Annotated in this window: 16 protein-coding genes; 13 read left to right on the top strand and 3 right to left on the bottom strand. The window is 56.8% G+C overall.

Going from position 1 to position 14,526, the window contains the following annotated elements; translation table 11 throughout:
• The first annotated feature begins 7 nt into the window (after nt 1–7).
• The 9 genes from ET33_RS18805 (at nt 8) to ET33_RS18770 (ending at nt 7,168) form a co-directional block, all read left to right on the top strand.
• Nucleotides 8–964, top strand: a complete 957-nt coding sequence (locus tag ET33_RS18805; protein WP_036685067.1) for an ABC transporter permease — start codon at nt 8–10, stop codon at nt 962–964.
• A gap of 9 nt (nt 965–973) precedes the next feature.
• A complete protein-coding gene (gene opp4C / locus ET33_RS18800; RefSeq protein WP_036685064.1) occupies nt 974–1,918 on the top strand; it encodes an oligopeptide ABC transporter permease in 945 nt (314 codons plus the stop codon).
• Nucleotides 1,919–1,924: 6 nt separating this feature from the next.
• Nucleotides 1,925–2,902, top strand: coding sequence for an ABC transporter ATP-binding protein (locus tag ET33_RS18795; RefSeq protein ID WP_036685061.1), 978 nt, complete (start codon nt 1,925–1,927; stop codon nt 2,900–2,902).
• On the top strand, nt 2,899–3,864 hold the full coding sequence (locus ET33_RS18790; protein WP_036685057.1) for an ABC transporter ATP-binding protein: 966 nt from the start codon (nt 2,899–2,901) through the stop codon (nt 3,862–3,864). The genes ET33_RS18795 and ET33_RS18790 overlap by 4 nt, the downstream gene beginning before the upstream one ends.
• A gap of 145 nt (nt 3,865–4,009) precedes the next feature.
• On the top strand, nt 4,010–4,405 hold the full coding sequence (locus ET33_RS18785) for a hypothetical protein (RefSeq protein WP_036685053.1): 396 nt from the start codon (nt 4,010–4,012) through the stop codon (nt 4,403–4,405).
• On the top strand, nt 4,402–4,569 hold the full coding sequence (locus ET33_RS38955) for a hypothetical protein (protein ID WP_161783550.1): 168 nt from the start codon (nt 4,402–4,404) through the stop codon (nt 4,567–4,569). Before ET33_RS18785 ends, ET33_RS38955 begins: the two co-directional genes overlap by 4 nt.
• A gap of 140 nt (nt 4,570–4,709) precedes the next feature.
• Nucleotides 4,710–5,153, top strand: coding sequence for a DUF1453 family protein (locus ET33_RS18780; protein ID WP_036685050.1), 444 nt, complete (start codon nt 4,710–4,712; stop codon nt 5,151–5,153).
• A 120-nt stretch (nt 5,154–5,273) separates the two neighbouring features.
• Entirely contained in the window at nt 5,274–6,488 is a 1,215-nt protein-coding gene (locus ET33_RS18775; RefSeq protein ID WP_036685047.1) for a sensor histidine kinase, read from the top strand.
• A complete protein-coding gene (locus ET33_RS18770) occupies nt 6,485–7,168 on the top strand; it encodes a response regulator transcription factor (protein WP_036685044.1) in 684 nt (227 codons plus the stop codon). Before ET33_RS18775 ends, ET33_RS18770 begins: the two co-directional genes overlap by 4 nt.
• 113 nt (nt 7,169–7,281) lie before the next feature.
• Here the strand turns inward: ET33_RS18770 and ET33_RS18765 are convergent, their stop codons facing one another.
• Entirely contained in the window at nt 7,282–8,223 is a 942-nt protein-coding gene (locus ET33_RS18765) for a DMT family transporter (protein ID WP_036685041.1), read from the bottom strand.
• Between the two features lie 184 nt (nt 8,224–8,407).
• Here ET33_RS18765 and ET33_RS18760 point away from each other — a divergent pair, with 184 nt between their 5' ends.
• Both ET33_RS18760 and ET33_RS18755 read left to right on the top strand, forming a co-directional pair.
• The gene (locus tag ET33_RS18760; RefSeq protein WP_036685036.1) at nt 8,408–9,775 is read left to right on the top strand and encodes an MATE family efflux transporter; all 1,368 of its coding nucleotides are present in this window, start codon (nt 8,408–8,410) and stop codon (nt 9,773–9,775) included.
• Nucleotides 9,776–9,816: 41 nt separating this feature from the next.
• A complete protein-coding gene (locus tag ET33_RS18755) occupies nt 9,817–11,160 on the top strand; it encodes an APC family permease (RefSeq protein WP_036685032.1) in 1,344 nt (447 codons plus the stop codon).
• 342 nt (nt 11,161–11,502) lie between these two features.
• On the opposite strand, the gene ET33_RS18750 is transcribed toward ET33_RS18755, so the two are convergent.
• Complete coding sequence (locus ET33_RS18750; protein ID WP_235206754.1) at nt 11,503–12,762, bottom strand: MFS transporter; 1,260 nt, start codon at nt 12,760–12,762, stop codon at nt 11,503–11,505.
• Nucleotides 12,763–12,798: 36 nt separating this feature from the next.
• Nucleotides 12,799–13,257, bottom strand: a complete 459-nt coding sequence (locus tag ET33_RS18745) for a MarR family winged helix-turn-helix transcriptional regulator (RefSeq protein WP_036685029.1) — start codon at nt 13,255–13,257, stop codon at nt 12,799–12,801.
• Nucleotides 13,258–13,772: 515 nt separating this feature from the next.
• Here ET33_RS18745 and ET33_RS18740 point away from each other — a divergent pair.
• Nucleotides 13,773–14,333, top strand: a complete 561-nt coding sequence (locus tag ET33_RS18740) for a flavoprotein (RefSeq protein WP_051775435.1) — start codon at nt 13,773–13,775, stop codon at nt 14,331–14,333.
• 38 nt (nt 14,334–14,371) lie between these two features.
• Complete coding sequence (locus ET33_RS40285) at nt 14,372–14,497, top strand: hypothetical protein (RefSeq protein ID WP_268808327.1); 126 nt, start codon at nt 14,372–14,374, stop codon at nt 14,495–14,497.
• The last annotated feature ends 29 nt before the right edge of the window (nt 14,498–14,526 follow it).

Below are 14,526 nucleotides of genomic sequence, written 5' to 3'. Positions count from 1 at the left end.
GACGATCATGAAATCGTATATCGTTCGCAGGCTGCTTTTAATGATCCCGATGCTGGTGGGGGCGTCACTTCTTATTTTTTTCGTCTTCGCGATGACGCCGGGGGATTTCGTGGATACGAATCCGAAGCTGACGCTCGAGCGGGCGCAGGAGCTTCGGACCCTTTACGGGTTGGATAAGCCCGTGTTGGAGCGCTATTTTATTTGGCTTGGTAACTTGTTGACGGGCAACCTGGGCTACTCGATGCAGTATCAGGAGCCGGTGTCGGACCTTTTGGGCAAGTTCATCTGGAACTCGTTCTTGATCGCGCTGGTGTCGATGATTTTGACATGGACGATAGCTCTGATTGTCGGCGTGTTTTCGGCTGTGAAGCAGTATTCCTGGTTCGACGGGCTGGTGACGCTCGGCGTGTTCGCGGCCATGTCGTTCCCTTCTTTCTTTCTCGGGCTCCTGATGATCAAAATATTCGCTGTGGACTTTGGCTGGTTTCCCCCGGGGGGCATCACGAATACGGGCAGCCAAACCGCAGGCTGGGCGCGCGTCTGGGAAGTGGCGCATCATATGATCTTGCCCGTGACGGTGCTGACGCTGCTGAGCGTCGGGTCGCTTACGCGGTATTTCCGCACGAACATGCTGGAAGTGATCCGTCGGGATTTCGTCCGGACCGCCAGAGCCAAAGGCTTGAAGGAACGGGTCGTGCTGTTCAAGCACGCGCTGCGCAATGCGCTGCTTCCGGCGATTACGCTGCTCGGCTTCGAGCTGCCGGGGCTGTTCGCAGGCGCTATTATCACGGAGAAAATTTTTCATTGGCCGGGCGCGGGCTACATTTATTTCGGGGCGCTCAGCGTGCGGGATTATCCCGTGCTGATGGGCTTTACCATGTTTCTCGCGCTGCTGACGGTGCTCGGCAATTTGCTCGCGGATCTGCTCTACGGGGTGGCCGATCCCCGGATTCGGTTAAAGTAGGGGGACGTCATGATGATCGATGCAAAAAGAACGGCCGGCTCCGGATTGCCCAGCGCTGCGGCACCCGCCCGGAAGACCGCGGCGGATTCGCCGTGGAGGCAAGCGGCGCGTCGGCTGCGCAAAAACAAGCTGGCTTTGTTCGGCCTGGCGTTTTTGGTGTTTATGATTTTGTTTTGCTTCCTCGGGCCGTATTTGTCGCCCTACGCGAACGGCAAGGTCGACGTCGCCCGGATCAACAAGCCGCCCAGTGCGCTGCATTGGCTTGGGACGGACGGTCTGGGCCGGGACGTGCTGACCCGGCTGATGCAGGCCGGGCGCATCTCGCTGACGGTCGGCGTGGCCTCGGTCGTGTTGTCCGTAGCGGTCGGCTCGGTGCTCGGCGCGCTCGCCGGTTTTTACCGCGGGATCGTCGATCAAGTCATTATGCGTTTTGCCGACGTGCTGCTGACCATTCCGAGCCTTCCGCTGCTGATCATTATGGGAGCTGTCATGTCGGAGTGGAAGGTGCCGTCGGATTACCGGATTTATATCGTCATGCTGATGCTGAGCTTCCTAGGCTGGCCGGGTTTGGCGCGGCTCGTCCGCAGCGAGCTGCTGGTGCTGCGGGAGCAGGCGTATATGCAGGCGGCGGAAGCGCTCGGGCTGCGGGACCGGCGCAAAATGTTCCGGCATCTGCTGCCGAACACCGTGCCGACCCTGATCGTGGTCGCTACGCTGCATGTCGCGGGCGCGATTATCAGCGAATCGACGCTCAGCTTCCTCGGACTGGGCGTCGTCCCGCCGACGCCGTCCTGGGGGAATATGCTCGATGCGGCGAACTCGCTCATCGATTTTCAGAAGCGGCCGTGGGTGTGGATTCCGCCGGGCATGGCGATTTTAACCACCGTCATCGCCATCAACCTGCTTGGCGATGCGCTTCGGGACGCGCTCGATCCCCGATTGAAAGGAAGGTAAGCGGCATTGAACAAAACACTCGTCGAATTCAAACACGTACATACGTATTTTCATACGGAGTCCGGCGTCGTCAAGGCGGTCAACGATGTCAGCTTCCGCATTCGGGAAGGGGAGACGGTCGGCATCGTCGGCGAATCGGGCAGCGGCAAGAGCGTCACGGCGCTGTCGCTCATGCGGCTGGTCGCCGATAACGGGAAGATCGAAAGCGGAGCCGTCGAGATGGACGGCCGCGACCTGCTCTCGCTGAAGCCTGAGGAGATGCGGAGACTTCGCGGCAGCGAGATAGCGATGGTGTTTCAGGAGCCGATGTCGTCCCTCAATCCGGTGCTGACGATCGGAGAGCAGTTGATGGAGCCGCTGATGGAGCATCGGCTGCTCAGCCGCAAGGAAGCGAAGGCGGAAGTCCTTTCGTTGATCGGAAAAGTCGGCATACCCGACGCACCGCGCGTGTTCGCCGCCTATCCCCACGAGCTAAGCGGCGGCATGCTGCAGCGGGTCATGATCGCTTCAGCGCTCGCATGCAGTCCGAAGCTGCTCATCGCCGATGAGCCGACGACGGCGCTCGACGTGACGATCCAGGCGCAAATTCTCGATCTGCTCCGTCAGGTCAAGGAGCAGTACAATACGGCCATTCTGCTGATCACGCACGATCTGGGCGTCGTCGCGGAGACGGCGGATTACGTCGTCGTGATGTACGCGGGCAAAGTGATCGAGGAAGCGCCGGTAGTCGAGCTGTTCCGTCATGCGAAGCATCCGTACACGCAGGGCTTGCTGAAATCGAAGCCCGTCATCGGCGAGCGGAAGGACCGGCTGTATTCCATCCCCGGGCAGGTGCCGAACTTGATCGGCATAGGGGACTCGTGTTATTTCAGCGACCGGTGCGAGCACTGTATGGACATTTGCCGCACGAAGCAGCCGCCGATGCGGGCGCAAGGCGCAGAGCACCGGGTCGCCTGCTGGCTTTATGAGGAGGAATCGCGATGACGGACGCCCTGCTGAAGGTTCAAGAGCTCAAAACCTACTATCCGATCAAAGGCGGCGTCTTCGGCGGCCGCGTCGGCGATGTCAAAGCGGTGGACGACGTCAGCTTCGCGATCCGGCGCGGCGAGACGTTCGGACTCGTCGGCGAGTCCGGCAGCGGGAAGAGCACGATCGGCCGCACCGTGCTCCGGCTGACGGAGAAGACGGCGGGCGACGTCTACTTCAAAGGGACGGACTTGTACGGCCTGTCCCGCGACGAACTACGCAAGCTGCGGCCCTCAATGCAGCTCGTGTTCCAAGATCCGTTCAGCTCGCTGAATCCGCGGATGCGCGTCGGCGAGGCGATCGGCGAAGCGCTGATCGACCACGGGCTGGCGTCGAAGGCCGAAGCCCGGGAGCGGGTGCGGGAAGTACTGGCCGTCTGCGGCCTGCTTCCCGATCACTACGACCGGTACCCGCACGAATTTTCCGGCGGCCAGCGGCAGCGGATTGGGATCGCCCGGGCGATCATCCTGAACCCGGACTTCGTCGTAGCCGACGAGCCGGTGTCCGCGCTGGACGTGTCCATTCAAGCGCAGATCGTCAACCTGTTCAGCGACCTGCAGGAGCGCAGTGGAGTGACGTATCTGTTCATCTCGCACGACCTCAGCGTCGTCGAGCATCTGTGCACGCAAATCGGCGTGCTGTATCTCGGCACGATGGTGGAGCAGGCGCCGCGGGATGAGCTGTTCGCCCGCCCGCTGCATCCTTACACGCAGGCGCTGCTGTCGGCGGTGCCGGTGCCCGACCCGACTGTACGGCGCGAGCGGATCGTGCTGAAGGGCGACATTCCAAGCCCGGCGAATCCGCCTTCGGGCTGCAAGTTCCACACGCGCTGCCCACTGGCGCAGCCGGTCTGCCGCGAGCAGGTGCCGGATTACCGGGATGTCGGGGGCAGCCATTACGTGGCCTGCCATCTTGTATAGCATCGAACCAAAGGCTGCCTGGCATGAATGCCAGGCAGCTTTTTGTCATTCCCGCGTCATTGAATCGTTTGTCAATGTCCAATGCTCTTGTTCAAACAAAACCGTATACTAGACTTAATTCAACAGACGGTAGGAGCGGGTGAATTTGAAATGGGTCCAGAAGAAAACGGCGTTTCTCCTGTTCGTTACTTTTGTTTTATTATGGATGATGGCTTCCATTCTTTATGATCTTTATGAACGTCGTCAAGGAAACAAGATGGAATTGGAAAGCATCGCAGGGCATTCACTTTATAGGATTCTAAGCAATTACGAGGAGATCGTCAGCAATCATAACGGGCCATTGACCATACAATCCGTCATCGCTATAAATCGCAGGCTTGCTGCGATTGAAGCTGATTCGGATACGATCGATCGTGCGACGCATACGAATCTGTTGAACCCGATAGCGAATAACATGCTGGAAATCACGAAAAACTTGGAGAAAAGCTATAGAGAACATAACGGCTTTACCGAAACCGACCGGGCAAACTATTCGGCATGACGAATGCCTCAGCAGCGCTGATCCCTTTAATTTACAAGATTTACTATACTGCCGGATCGGAGGAGGGAGGAAAAGCTTCCTTAACGATCAAACAATTCGAAGGAATCGTGGAGCTTAACCGCAGCTTAAGCGAGCAGCTATCCGGCAGCTCCGGTCCTCGGTGAATATTCCTGTCGATAGCCGGACGGACGGTTCCCCAAAAGAGTGTCCGTTCGGACGATGATGATGTGTCCGTTTTGGTGATGTGCGTCCTGCGGGAAACGGGTACGATGGAGGCATCAACGACTTGGAGGGAATAAAGCCGATGACCGACGGATTGATTTTGCTGGTTTTGCTGATCTGGATTGCTTTGAGACAATTGCGGGAGCGTCCGGTGAAAATAGCGACGTTATGGATCGTGCCCGCTTTGATGGTTTATGTCAGCCTGCGCCTGATCGGACAAGATTTTACGTTGACACCGTATGCTCCGCTGGTTATGACGGCAGGCGCCGCCGTAGGGGCCGTGGTGGGTATAGCCCGGGGCGCTTTGACGAAATTCCGCATTCATGCTGCCACCGGGGAAGTCGTCATGAAAGGCTCGGTGGCCGGGATCGCCATTTGGTTCGTTCTGCTTGGCGTCCGCTGGATGTCCCGGCATTTCGGCGACGGCGCGGAGCTGATTAGCGGAGCGCTTCTGATGGTCGGACTCGGCTCGGTCGTCTTCCGAAGGCTGTGGATTTACCGTGCTTACCGGAAGCTGAAAGGCTGACGGCACCGGTTCCGGGAGGGCTTGCGCGGACGATTTGTTCTTGGCCGGAAACCGGGCTTTTCTTGAGGCGGGCCTGCATGTAAGATGAAGAAGGAATCCCCTGCGAGGAGGAACGGAACAATGCCGGCAAAACATGCGATGATTCGGGCGGCCATGGCTCATGGCTTGCGGTGGCTTATGGTGTTCCTGGTGCTGCGGCCCTATGTGATGGAGCGGCCGGGACGCCTGGCCGACCCCGAATCGCTGCTGACGTACGGGCTGCTGCTGGGCTTCGGGCTCCTTCAGTTCCTTTATTCGCGCGACGGGACACCGCGGCGGGTGATGGCCGAAATCGCAGCGGAGAGCGCGCTTGTTGCCGGACTGACCGTTATGTATGCGGATCGGGTGCCGCAAGTTGTACTGCTATTTTTGCCGGTTATTCTGCGGTGCGGACGCAATTTGCCGTTCAACGCGGGAATGCCGGCTTTAGCCGCGGTTGCTTGTTTGATGGTTCTCGGCCACCGTTTGGCCGGATACGGGTTCGAGGCTTCCGTGCGGGCGCTGGACCCGGGCTGGTTCATCGTCTACGCGATCGGCTGGATGATCCGCTCCCAGACGGAGGAGCACCGCATGACGCAAACGCTGTTGAACCGGATCAAAAGGCAGCAGGCTGCGTTGGAGGAGGCGCATACGGAGTTGATTCAATATGCTTTGGAAGCGGAGGAGAGTGCCGTTCTTCGCGAGCGGACGCGGCTTGCAGGCGAAATCCACGATACGGTGGGCCATACCCTGACGACCGTCATTCGCGGACTGGACGCTTGCAGGGAGCTGGTGCGAACGAGTCCGGACGAAGCGGAACGGCACCTGCTGTCCTTGCGGGGGGCGGCAAAGGACGGGCTTGAGGAAATCCGCCGGGCCGTCCGCTCCATGCAGGAAATCGAGGAATGGTTCGCCGCCCGCGACTGGCAAGGACTGTTGGAGCGGTTTGCCGCCAGCGTGAAGGTGACGAGCGGAGTCAACATCGGCATCGTTCATTCGTCGGAGGTACCGCCCTCCAAGCGGTATGCCGTCTATCAATGCGTCAAGGAAGCGGTCACGAATGCGATTCGTCACGGCAAGGCAAGCGATATCACCATCCTGCAGCGGGAGTCGGGCGGGTTCGCCCAATTGATGATCATGAACAACGGAAGCATGGTGTCGGAGCCCGTGGAACCCGGTATCGGATTAAGCGGCATGGAGCGTCGGATGCGGAGCGTCGGCGGCAGCGTAACGTTCGATTCGGCGGACGACAGCTTTCGCATCATTTTGAGCTGGCCCGCGGACGAGCAGGCAGAGATGAAGGAGGACGGGGGATGAGCGTTCCGTATCGGATTATCATTTGCGACGATCAGACGCTGATTCGTCAAAGCTTGGCGATCGTGCTGGAGCGGCAGCCCGGCATCGAAGTCGCAGGAGAAGCGGCCGACGGGATCGAAGCGGTGGAGCAAGCGGCGCTGCTCCGGCCGGACCTCATCCTCATGGACATGCGGATGCCCCGGATGGACGGCATTGAGGCCACGCGGAGCATTGCGCAGGCTTATCCGGATATCAAAATTGTCGCTTTGACCACCTTCGAAGAGGACGAACTGATCACAGGCTGCTTGGAAGCGGGGGCGATCGGCTATTTGCTGAAGGACCTCACCCCGGAGGAGCTGCTCAAGGCCATCGAATTGATCCGCAGCGGGGAATCGATTGTGCCGGCGTCTTACTTGCGCAAGCTGTCCGGTCTTATGCGTTCGTTGGGGAGCGCCGAGGCCAAGCGTGCGGGCGGAACGCCCCCTGCCCTAAGCAGCGTCTCCGTCCAGCTGACGGAGCGGGAGCGCGAAGTATTGGGGCTGCTGCTGGAAGGCTGCAGCAACAAGGAAATATCCGCCCGCCTGTTTCTGAGCGAGACGACCGTGAAGAATCATTTGTCGAGTCTGTTCGCCAAGTTGGATGTGCGGGACCGGACGCAGGCGGTTATTTTCGCCGTGGAGAACGGATTGCATTTAAAATAGCCCGCGGCGCGTTAGCGGAACGGCGGGCTTCTGTGGTAAAGAACGGCATCTTTCAGCTCCGGGACGCGATTATTCGGCCCGGGGCTTTTTGAGCTTAGGCAGGTCTGCCGGCATCATAATCCTTCGTAGCCTTTGCTCTGCGCCGCCACGGAGGTTCTCCGCTTCGTCCGGGAGGAGGGCAATGTCGCAAACGCAATCCCGGCAAAGACGAAGGCGATCCCCAGGAAGTGGTACCAGAAAAACGACTCATGCAAAAACAACGCCGACATGACGATGGTGCTGAGGGGCATCAATGCGGTAAAAGCCGCCGACGAGCCCGCCGAAATTTTCGCCATCCCCTGGTTCAGCAAAATCGTGGCAATGACCGTAATTACGACTCCCGTGTACAGCACAAGCAGCCAGTCCGTCGCGCTCACCGCGGCAAAATCGAAGCTTGCCGCATTGTATGCCGCAAACGGCAAAAAAAACGCCGAGCCGAGCAAGCTCGTCATCGTCGCGATGGCGATCGGGCTGACCTGCTTGGAGACGAGCTTGCCGAACGTCAAGAATACGCCCTCCCCGGCAACGGCCAACAGCACGAGCAGGTTTCCCCACAACGTATGCAAGCTCCAGGACGTATTAAACATGCCGCCGAAAATATTGATGGCGAGCGCTCCGAGGACGGCGCATACGATGCCTGCCGTTTGATTCCACCTCAGCCGTTCCCTGAAAAATAACAGCGAAATCAGCCCGACCATCACCGGGGTCATGCTTGTGATGATGCCGCTCTCCAGCGCCGTCGTGTAGGTTAAGCCGTACAGCATAAAGAAGCTGAACAAAAACACGCCGATAAACGATTGGAAAAATAAAACGACCCAATCCTTCTTCGTCAGGGTCGGAAAACGTCCTTCGCGGGCGAGCAGAAGCAGCGTCATAATGATGGCGCCGGTTAACAGCCGAAGCTCGGAGGCCAAAAACACGGGAAACGTGCGGACGATCATTTTATTGACGATGATGAAGCTTCCGACGATCAGCATCGCCGCTGCGACTTGCAAATAAGGAACTGCTGATTTCATAACTTTTCGATACTCCTCCATAATTTGGTACTTATTGTATTATGGATCTTGAAGAGAGCGTTGTAAAGAAGCAACGTCGATCCACAGCCACCTCGCAAAAAAATCTTGCCTGTAACCCCTTTCATCGCATAAACTGAAACGATGCGGCTGCAAGAAAGGTAAAAGGAGGTTCGGAATTTTAATCATGAATTCGACAGACAAGCTATCTCAAAAAACAAAACAATTGTTCGTCATTTTGCTTCCCATCCTGGTGACGCAGCTTGCGATGTTTGCGATGAACTTCTTCGATACGTTCATGTCGGGACATGTGAGCGCCAAGGATTTGGCGGGGGTGGCTATAGGCACCAGTATCTGGATTCCGATACAGACCGGACTCAGCGGCATCTTGTTTTCCGTGACGCCGATGGTCGCCCAGCTGGTAGGGGCGGGCCGCAAGGAGGAAATTCCTTTTAAGGTCGTGCAGGCGCTCTATTTGGCCGTCGGAGTATCGGCTGCGGTGCTGCTGGCTGGAGCGTTCGCGCTGAATCCGATTTTGGAGAACATGAACTTGGAGGAGCCGGTGCGCCGGATCGCCCGTTTGTTCCTGATTTCGATTGCGTTCGGCATTTTGCCGCTGTTCTTATATACGGTACTGCGCTGCTTTATGGATGCTCTTGGCCACACGAAGGTAACGATGTTCATCACGCTGCTTTCGCTGCCGGTCAACGGGGGGCTGAACTATGTGCTGATCTACGGCAAAATGGGGCTGCCCGCATTGGGCGGTGCGGGAACCGGCGTCGCTTCGGCGATTACGTACTGGGTCATTTTTCTTGTGGCTTTGGCCGTGGCCGCCCGCATGCAGCCGTTCGCCGCATTCGGCATTTTCCGCAAGCTGTACCGCGTCTCGCTGTCCGTCTGGAAAGAGCTGCTGAAGATGGGCGTGCCGATCGGCTTCGCCATTTTGTTCGAAACGAGTGTTTTCGCCGCGGTAACGCTGCTGATGAGCAACTTCAACACGGTAACGATCGCGGCGCATCAAGCGGCGATCAACTTTGCCTCGTTCCTGTATATGATTCCGCTCAGCATCTCCTTGTCACTGACGATACTGGTCGGCTTCGAAGCTGGGGCGGGACGGTACAAGGACGCCAGACAATACGGCTATCTGGGCATCGGCCTCGCGGTCGGGATGTCGCTGCTCTGTGCGGTCGTGTTGTGGCTGTTTAACGAGCAGGTGGCCGGGATTTACACAAGGGAGCCGGACGTGCTCGCTTTAACGCAGCATTTTCTGATCTACGCGATTTTCTTCCAGCTGTCGGATGCCATCGCCGCCCCGATTCAGGGAGCGCTGCGCGGCTACAAGGACGTGAATGTGACCTTTATCGTCGCCCTTGTTTCGTATTGGGTCGTCGGCCTGCCGGTTGGCTACGGGCTGGCGAATTATACCGATCTCGGCGCTTACGGCTATTGGATCGGTCTGATATCCGGCTTGGCTCTGGGCGCGGTCGGCTTGTTCGCCCGGCTGGCGAGCGTCCAACGGAAGGCGCGGCTCGGACTTGCGGCTTTCGCCAAGTAACATCAATAGAAACGTGTATCTTAGAATAGGTGGATGATCGCATGGAACGAAAACCGGTATTGCAGCGTCGGCTGAAGCTTTGGCATATTGTGGCGATGGGGGTCGGCTATATGGCCCCGATGGCCGTATTCGATACGTTCGGCATCGTATCCGAAGTGACGGCGGGGCATGTTCCGGCCGCGTATCTGCTTACGATTGCGGCGGTGCTATTCACGGCGATGAGCTACGGACACATGGTGAAGGTGTACCCGTCCGCGGGAAGCGCCTATACGTATACCCGGCAGACGATCGGGCCACACGCGGGCTTTATGGTCGGCTGGGTCTCGCTGCTCGACTATTTGTTTCTGCCGATGATGAACGCGCTGCTCACCGGGATTTATTTGTCGTCGGCGTTCCCCGATGTGCCGCAGTGGGTATGGGTCGCTGGATTTGTGGCGCTGATTACGACGCTGTGCTTGTTTAACGTCAACGTCTCCATCTCGGTGAATGCGCTGTTCGTGGCGTTTCAATTTCTTGTCGTGGCGCTGTTCGTCGTGCTGGCCGCGTACCGGCTGAGTGCGGGCGGCGAGGCACTCGTATCGGCACAGCCGCTGCTTTCCGCGGATGCGAGCTGGGGAGCGCTGCTCACCGGAGCGTCGATCTTGTGCTTTGCCTTCCTCGGCTTCGATGCGGTGACGACCTTGTCCGAAGAAACGGTAGAGCCCCGCACGACGATTCCAAGAGGCATTCTATGGATCACGATGCTTGGTGGCGGACTGTTTTTCACCGCCTCGTACTTCGCGCAAAGGCTGTTCCCGGACGTGTCTGTATTGAACAACCCGGAAGGCGCGTCCGCCGAAATCGCGCTGGCGCTCGGCGGCGTCTTGTTTCAGGCCGTGTTCCTGGCCGCTGCGCTCACCTCCACGCTTGCCTCGGGGCTCGTGTCGCAGCTCAGCGGATCGCGTCTCCTGTTCGCGATGGGGCGGGACCGGACGCTGCCGGGTCCGGTGTTCGGCTACATTCACCGCTCGCTCGGCACGCCGGTGTTCAACATCCTGCTGATCGGCCTCATTTCGCTGACGGCGCTCGTGCTGGATCTGCTCGTCGCCACGTCGTTCGTCAATTTCGGCGCGCTGACGGCATTTACTTTTGTGAATTTGTCCGTCATCGTCCACTATATATTCCGGGAAAAACAGCGGTCCTGGCTGGCGCTCCTGCGCTACTTGCTGCTTCCGCTGGCCGGCATCGGCTTCGTCTTGTTTTTCTGGACGCATCTGGAGCGCAATTCGCTGCTGCTCGGCGGCGCTTGGACGCTGCTCGGCCTGCTGTACCTGCTCTGGATGACGCGCGGCTTCCGCCGGGAGCCGGGAACGATTCGCTACGAAGCCGCCGAGGGCAGCGACTGACTCACGATTCAAGAAACAAAAAGAGCTTCTTCTCCACATTCCGGACGTGAATCGCGGACTGCACCTTCGCAAGCTCCGGCTCTCCAGCCTCGATCGCCAGCAAAATATTTTCGTGCTCGTTGTAGACGACTTGCTTTTTCCGTTTCAGGCCGATGTTTTGCTTGAGCGTAATTTCGAGCGATTGTGGTCTCGAAATGGGAGAAGCAGTTTAGTCCGCAAATGAGCGCCAAGCTGGTTCGGCAAAAAAGTGCGTAGCTAGCGATAATATAAAAAAGAGAATTGACCGCTGAGCTTATTTTGTCTTGGCGGTCAATTCTCTATCGCTCTATTTATCACGCCATCTCAAGCCGCCGCGGACTCTTCGGGTCCGTCCGCTTTTTTGCGGTACGCGATGATGATGATCAGACACGGAATGAGGCAGAACAAGCCGCACAGCAAGAACGCGCCGTTGGCCCCGTAATGATCGGCCGCGTAGCCGGCGAACAGGTTGCCGACCGGTGTCGAGCCGGCGAAGACGAGCGAATACACGCTCATGACCCGGGCCCGGTACTCTTCTTTGGAATGAATTTGCAGCGACGAGTTGCAGTTGGTCGAGAACAGGATGTTACAGAAGCCTTGCAGCGCCAGCAGCAGGCCGAACGTGTACACAGAGCCGGTCATCCCGTTCAACAGCAGGAAGACCGAGATGAGAAGGCAGCAAGTGATGATCACGGACAGCCGAGGACCTTTTTTGCTGCGGAACGACATCATCAGCGCCCCGATCAGAGATCCGACGCCGAGGCAGGACATCATCAGTCCGTACGTTTTCTCCTGCATATGCAGCACGTCTTTCGTGAAGACGGGAATAAGCACGCTAAAGTTATAGGCCATCGTCCCGACGACCGCCACGAGCAGCAGTGTGCGCGCCAGCAGCCGGTCCTTGGAAATGTAGACGATGCCGTCCTTGATCTCCTTGAGCAGTCCGGTGTCTTTTTTCTTCTCGCGGACGTAAGGCGTCGTACGGATTTGCAGCAGCCCGTAGATGACGGCTATGAAGCTGAGTCCGTTCAGCAGAAAGCACCACCCGGCCCCGAGGTAAGCCATCATGCCGGCGCCGATCGCCGGTCCCACAATGCGGGCCAGATTGAAGGTCGTCGAATTGAGCGCGATCGCGTTCATTAAGTCTTCCTTGCCGACGATTTCGATATTGAACGCCTGCCGCGTCGGCATGTCGAACGTGTTCGTCAGCCCGAGTAGAAAAGCAAGGACCAGAATATAGCCGTACTTGACCGTGTCCGTAAAAACAAGAGCGGATAGGATCAAAGCCAGCAGCATCGACACCGTCTGGGTCATGATCAGAATGTTCCTTTTCGGAAACTTGTCGATGAGCGCTCCCGCAAATAGTGAAAAGCAGGTAACAGGCAAAAATTGGATCGTCCCTACCAGCCCGAGCAGCAGGGGCGAGCCCGTCAGCGTCAGCACGAGCCACGATTGGCCGATGTTTTGCATCCAGGTGCCGATCAGGGAAACGCATTGTCCAAACCAAAAGTAACGGTAGTTTTTATGGGTCAGGGCATGAAAGTTGTTATTGACGACCCTCATCCCCGCATGCCTCAGATTCACAAGGCGTTCACCTGCCTTCCGATGTAATTTCTCTGCTTATGCTTTCGGCGTCTTGTCGTTTTCCTCGTTAAACCGGGCCGCATTGCCGCCCATCTTCTCCAGCAGCTCCAAGGCGAGCCGCTGCTCTTCCTCCGTCAAGCCGTCGGACAGAATGTGCCTCCAGTCGGTGAGCACCCCGCGCACCTCGTCCTTGATCCGCCAAGCCTTCTCCGTCAAAAAGACGCGGTAAGAACGCTTGTCCTCCTCCCGTACTTGCCGCAGCACATAGCCTTGCGCCTCGAGTTTTTTCAGCGCTTTGGCCGTCGTTCCTTTATCGATTTTCAAATAGCTCGACAACTCCTCTTGACTGAGGCCGTCTTCTTTATACAGCGCGTTCAGAAAAATATGCTGGCCTTTGCCGATGCCATGCGCTTTGAGCCGCTCGCCGATGTACATTTGTCCGTAACGGTACAGGAGCGATACCCACCTTGTAATCGTATTGCGCTGATCGATCATACGGCTTCCTCCCGCCCTCATAATAGTTGCACATGCCACTAATTACAGTATAGAAATAACTTGCCGCGATGACAAACCGGACATTCGCCGAATTTTCCCCTTTTCAGCGAGCAGGCCCCGAATTATCGAAGAAATTAGCCGCCTTCCTTAGGGCCATCGGGTTGGAAAGCTCTTTTCGAAGCGGTCCGGCTCTTCTCGGCAAGCTGCTGGAGTGACCGGGGGCAGGTCAATAGACCGCGCGTTGCGATATAAAGGGATATTTTTATATTAATTAATAAAAAAACTAAAAAAGTAATAATTTATACAAAAAGTAATTTACAACCATGTTCTCATGGTGTATATTATGTTTCAAGAACTCCTCAATCGAATATGTTAATTAAGAGAATCTACCTCATGCAGACGGATGGATAGGAACTCCCCTCGACGCTTTTTTTAAAATTTTAAATGGAAGCGATTACATTTTCGTTCGCAACGATGCGTCGAATGGATTTGGATTATACCAAGGAGGGGAATCTATGAAGCTGCTGGTCGGAGCAAGCGCCTCTTCGGCGATCATCGAATTGCCGTATTATATACGGATTTTTCAGGACAAGCTGCAAGCCGAAGTAAGGGTCGTCGTTTCGGACAATGTTTCCAACTTCATCAACCCGCAATTCTTGGGCGCACATATCGAAGGGAAAGTCTATCAAAAAATGCTCGACCCTGCGTATGACGTCGCCGTACCTCATTCTTTCCTTGCCTCGTGGGCGGACATGTTCATCGTGCTGCCCTGCACCGCCAACACGTTAGCCAAAGCTGCCAACGGAATCACCGATAATCTCCTTACGATGCTCATCCTTTGTTTTCCTAGACCTGTCTTGTTCTTCCCTACGATGAATCTGAACATGTACAACACGGCGGTCGTACAAGCCAATGTGCAAAAGCTGCTCGATTTGGGCCACCATGTCGCCATTCCAGATGGAAATGTAACCGTTACCGCTACGGGCGAAAAAATGTCGGGAGGCCATCCCCCCAATCCTTATACGTGTGCCAAATACATTCAGAACAAGTATGAACGATATTGTATATCCACCTGATCATCCATTTTTTTATTCATGAAAGGAGGTGATATCACATGAAAATGGAAAATACTTTCCATGGTGTAGACGTATTGGACGAAGCTGTAGAGTTGACGGAATTGTCATCGATTATCGGCGATGGAGACACTGTTGATGACAACGGGAACTGTAACTCGTGCTAAGTACCACGGAGCTGGAGACATTCGTTTCC

Source organism: Paenibacillus tyrphae, assembly GCF_000722545.1.
Lineage (GTDB): Bacteria > Bacillota > Bacilli > Paenibacillales > NBRC-103111 > Paenibacillus_G > Paenibacillus_G tyrfis.
Note: the sequence above shows the minus strand (reverse complement) of the source record. Positions and strands in the feature narration are given on the sequence as shown.

Coding starts and splice junctions, on each gene's coding strand:
- ET33_RS18740 (WP_051775435.1), top strand. CDS start 13,773: ATGAAGCTGCTGGTCGGAGCAAGCGCCTCTTCGGCGATCATCGAATTG.
- ET33_RS38955 (WP_161783550.1), top strand. CDS start 4,402: ATGACGAATGCCTCAGCAGCGCTGATCCCTTTAATTTACAAGATTTAC.
- ET33_RS18790 (WP_036685057.1), top strand. CDS start 2,899: ATGACGGACGCCCTGCTGAAGGTTCAAGAGCTCAAAACCTACTATCCG.
- ET33_RS40285 (WP_268808327.1), top strand. CDS start 14,372: ATGAAAATGGAAAATACTTTCCATGGTGTAGACGTATTGGACGAAGCT.
- ET33_RS18765 (WP_036685041.1), bottom strand. CDS start 8,223: ATGAAATCAGCAGTTCCTTATTTGCAAGTCGCAGCGGCGATGCTGATC.
- opp4C (WP_036685064.1), top strand. CDS start 974: ATGATGATCGATGCAAAAAGAACGGCCGGCTCCGGATTGCCCAGCGCT.
- ET33_RS18760 (WP_036685036.1), top strand. CDS start 8,408: ATGAATTCGACAGACAAGCTATCTCAAAAAACAAAACAATTGTTCGTC.
- ET33_RS18780 (WP_036685050.1), top strand. CDS start 4,710: ATGACCGACGGATTGATTTTGCTGGTTTTGCTGATCTGGATTGCTTTG.
- ET33_RS18775 (WP_036685047.1), top strand. CDS start 5,274: ATGCCGGCAAAACATGCGATGATTCGGGCGGCCATGGCTCATGGCTTG.
- ET33_RS18805 (WP_036685067.1), top strand. CDS start 8: ATGAAATCGTATATCGTTCGCAGGCTGCTTTTAATGATCCCGATGCTG.
- ET33_RS18745 (WP_036685029.1), bottom strand. CDS start 13,257: ATGATCGATCAGCGCAATACGATTACAAGGTGGGTATCGCTCCTGTAC.
- ET33_RS18770 (WP_036685044.1), top strand. CDS start 6,485: ATGAGCGTTCCGTATCGGATTATCATTTGCGACGATCAGACGCTGATT.
- ET33_RS18755 (WP_036685032.1), top strand. CDS start 9,817: ATGGAACGAAAACCGGTATTGCAGCGTCGGCTGAAGCTTTGGCATATT.